This is a genomic window from Streptococcus parasanguinis, assembly GCF_001578955.1.
GTDB lineage: Bacteria > Bacillota > Bacilli > Lactobacillales > Streptococcaceae > Streptococcus > Streptococcus parasanguinis_U.
Genome location: NZ_KQ969692.1, coordinates 47,212 through 51,472, shown reverse-complemented (window position 1 = coordinate 51,472; position 4,261 = coordinate 47,212). Strand labels below are relative to the sequence as shown.

The window sequence follows — 4,261 nt, the reverse complement described above, 5'->3', positions numbered from 1 at the left end:
GTACCTCAGCCTCACAAAGTGCTTCAACTAGTGCCTCAGAATCAGCAAGTACGTCAGCGTCACAAAGTGCCTCAACCAGTGCGTCAGAGTCAGCAAGTACGTCTGCGTCACAAAGCGCCTCAACAAGCGCATCAGAATCCGCAAGTACAAGTGCCTCACAAAGTGCTTCAACCAGTGCGAGCGAATCCGCAAGCACAAGTGCATCGCAAAGTGCTTCAACTAGTGCAAGTGAGTCAGCAAGTACCTCAGCGTCAATGAGTGCCTCAACAAGCGCTTCAGAATCCGCAAGTACCTCGGCTTCACAAAGTGCTTCAACAAGTGCCTCAGAATCCGCAAGTACAAGTGCGTCACAAAGTGCCTCAACAAGTGCCAGCGAATCAGCAAGCACAAGCGCATCGCAAAGTGCATCAACCAGTGCGTCAGAGTCAGCAAGTACTTCAGCTTCACAAAGTGCATCGACAAGTGCGAGCGAATCGGCAAGTACGTCTGCTTCACAAAGCGCTTCAACGAGTGCATTAGAATCCGCAAGTGCGTCCGCATCGACAAGTGCCAGTGAATCCGCAAGTACTTCAGCTTCACAAAGTGCATCGACAAGTGCGAGCGAGTCCGCAAGTACCAGTGCTTCGCTAAGTACAAGTATTTCAGCTTCAGCCTCAGCACAGAGGTCAGAAACACATGCGAAATTGCCACAAACAGGTGATCAGTCAGCTAATACAGCTACCCTGGGACTTGGTCTGCTAACAGGTTTAGTCGGCTTGGGAGTTGTTGCTAAAAGAAGAAAAGATGAGGATGAAGATGGAGTAACTGGACAGTAGTGAAGTTAGTTCACCTTTATTCTTCAGTACGAGAGAGGTTGGAAACAAAGTGCCCAACCTTCGATGACTAATAGTTATAAGTGCTTGAAACACTGCTTTGAGGTAGTGGTGAGAACTTATAAAGAAAGTTTCTTTTAGCTATAATCTTATGCTATATAACCTTTAAAGGGGTGGGACTACGAACGAATTTAGTTTAAATTTGTTCAGTCTCACTCCCTTTTTATATTTAATGGATAGGATAAAAGGAAACTTTTAAAATAATAATTGAAGAACAAGTATTTCGAGGGAGTAGGATGTTGTTTTTTGAAGTATTCATCCAGTGTTTAATAGTAAATTGTGTGTTATAATGTTAGTCGTACTAATTGGAAAAGATTAGTTTTTTCTAATCGGTTAAAATGTGGTTGGGGCATATATCTCCCTCCACATTCTGTAATGTAGAAATTAAAAAAGGAAAAGCGCCTTGCATTTTCCACAAAAGAGGACATTATGACAGTATATAATATCAACCTGGGAATTGGTTGGGCCAGCAGTGGTGTCGAGTATGCCCAGGCCTATCGTGCTCAGTTGTTACGCAATATCCATGAACCAGCCAAATTTGTGTTTATGGATATGATCCTTGCCGATAATATCCAGCATCTAACAGAAAATATCGGTTTTAAAAATGATGAAATCATCTGGCTCTACAGCCATTTCACGGATATAAAGATAGCACCTACGACCTATACGATTGATCAGGTCTTAGCAGGATTTGCAGGAAAACCCACTCGTGAAGAAGTTGATGGTAAGATCAAGCGCTTCTTTTATGAGGACCAAGACAACTTTTTGACCTGCTACCTGCGGGAAGAAAACAGTCCCTATGTAGAACGCTGCGAGTATGTGTCCAGAGGGATCTTGGTGAGAAAGGATTATTTCTCCTACACTCGTTACTGTACCGAGTACTTTATTCCTAAGGATAATCAAGCTACTTTGATTGAGCGTCGTTTTTATAATGAAGATGGAAGTGTTGCTTACAGCATGCAAATGGCGGATGGTCGTGAAGTCTACCGTTTTCCAGATCGTTTTCTAGTTGGTCGGCAAGAATTGATCCGTTACTTTATGCAGACCCTTCAATTGACCAAACAAGATCTGGTTATTTTAGATCGGGAAACTAATATCGGACAGCCTATCTTTGAAGAAGCCCAAAAAGCTCGCCTAGGTGTGGTTGTTCATGCAGAGCATTTCAGTGCCAATAATGTTGATGATCAGTACATCCTGTGGAATAACTATTACGACTACCAATTTACCAATGCAGACAAGGTGGACTTCTTTATTGTCGCTACTGACCGCCAAAAAGAAATCTTGGCAGAGCAGTTTGCCAAATACACCAACCATCGGCCAGCTATCTATACCATTCCAGTTGGTAGCCTTGCAAGCCTGCCACAAAATGAAAATCGCAAGCCATTCTCTATGATTACAGCCTCTCGCTTAGCTACTGAGAAACATATTGATTGGTTGATCCGAGCAGTGGTCTGTGCCAAAAAGAGTTACCGGAGCTATCCTTTGATATCTATGGCGATGGTGGAGAAGAGGGGAAGTTGCGCTCTCTTATCGATGAATTGGGGGCGACAGATTATATCCATCTCAAAGGACATGCCAATCTTGAAGAGATTTATAAGAACTATGAAGTTTACCTATCTGCATCAACTAGCGAAGGCTTTGGTTTGACTTTGATGGAGGCCATCGGTTCTGGTCTTCCGATTATCGGTTTTGATGTTCCTTATGGCAACCAAACCTTTGTCACAGAAGGTAAAAACGGCTATCTGATTCCATCTTCTTCTGATCAAGTGGTGGATCATATTGCTTCTTCCTATGCTGAAAAGATTGTTTTGCTCTACCAAAATGAAGAGCTAGCGAATATGCGCCAAGCATCTTATACGCGTGCGGAAGACTTTTTGACCAGCCGAGTAGAAGAAGCTTGGTCTCAATTGATAGAAGAGGTGACACATGCTGAATGTATTTGATAGTTATTCTCGTGAGAGCCAAGATTTGCTTCATTCTATGCAGGAGTCTGGTTTTCATCATCCGACAGTCGTTCTAGAGCCAGATGGTTTCTTGCCAGACGGTGTAGAGTCTCCTTTCCTTTATTTCTTAGGACAGCCAGAAGGTGAAAAACGAGGACGTTATTTTAATGAAGTCCTAGTTCCAGATTTTTGGGAAATTTCTGGTGATAACAATATGGGGAAAGTGACTTATTATGGTCAGGAGAAGGCTCGTATTTATTATCATATAGCTTCTTATAAACGTATTGTTGAACGTGTAGAGTGGTTGGATGACAAAAATCAAGTTGTGATGATCGAGCGCTATGATCAATACGGTCGCAAGATTGCTGTTACGACTTGTGATGGTCAAGGACAACCCTTAGTGACCACTTATTTGGAGGGAACGATTGAGCGCCTGACAGAAAATCATCAAACAGGTGATTTGATCTTAACCTTGCCTAATTCCCCTATGCAAATTTTCAAGAGTCGCTTAGATTATTTCATGTTCTATCTAGAATATAGAGGTTTTAATCTAGATAAAGTGATCTATAATACACTGGCCCTCTCCTTCAATGTCAGTCTACACTTGGGAAATAAAGGTGTTGAGGGGCATGATCTCTTAATTTGGCAGGAACCTCTTTATGATGAATTGCCTGGAAATATGCAGTTTATTTTATCTACTCCAAATTTGCGTACCAATAAAATTGTGATTCCTCAGAATAGCACCTACCAACGTGCTTTAGAATTAACATCATCAGAACAACACAGATTCTTTATGCCGTTGGGCTACATTTATGATTTTCAGGTTAAAGAAGATATTCGTAAGGATACCTTTGTCTTGACTAATTCTGATCAAATTGAGGCTCTAACGGAGCTAGTAGAGAAGTTGCCGGATGTTACTTTTAGAATTGCAGCGTTAACGGAAATGTCTCCAGTACTTTCTTCAATGGTCCGCTATCCTAACGTTGTTTTATACCAAAATATTAGTCAAGATCGAATCAAAGAATTATTGGTTCAGTCAAGTATTTATTTGGATATCAACCACTATGGCGAGGTACAAGGTATTGTTCGTAAAGCATTTGAACACCAGCAAATTATTCTAGGCTTTTCACACACTTTACATGATCGACGTTATATTGCGCAAGAGAATATCTTTGAACAAGGAAAGGAAGCTGACTTTGTAGCGCGTATCCGGGAAATCTACCAATCTGTAGAGACATACAAAGAAGCTGTGGTTCAGCAAATTACCCAATCAAATAGCATTGAACCAGCTGTTTTCCGAGCTCGTTTGCAAGAAGAAATAGGCATGCAAGTTGAATGATTAAAAGGAAGGAGGAATTTATGCTGTTTCTACGGGCTAATTCCTCCTTCCATTAGCACTGAATGTAATCAATGATGTAGAAAAATCACCGATACTAAAAAAGAAGT

Annotated in this window: 2 protein-coding genes and 1 pseudogene; all 3 read left to right on the top strand. The window is 41.4% G+C overall.

Translation table 11 applies throughout. The features are described from left to right. A partial coding sequence (locus SPADD19_RS11765; RefSeq protein WP_128861626.1) for an LPXTG cell wall anchor domain-containing protein occupies positions 1-815 on the top strand: 815 nt, incomplete at its 5' end. A 486-nt stretch (positions 816-1,301) separates the two neighbouring features. Then, positions 1,302-2,815, top strand: a pseudogene (gene gtfA, locus SPADD19_RS08560) (accessory Sec system glycosyltransferase GtfA). Next, the gene (gene gtfB / locus SPADD19_RS08555; protein WP_061455788.1) at positions 2,799-4,154 is read left to right on the top strand and encodes an accessory Sec system glycosylation chaperone GtfB; all 1,356 of its coding nucleotides are present in this window, start codon (positions 2,799-2,801) and stop codon (positions 4,152-4,154) included. The pseudogene gtfA and the gene gtfB overlap by 17 nt, the downstream one beginning before the upstream one ends. Positions 4,155-4,261 lie beyond the last annotated feature (107 nt).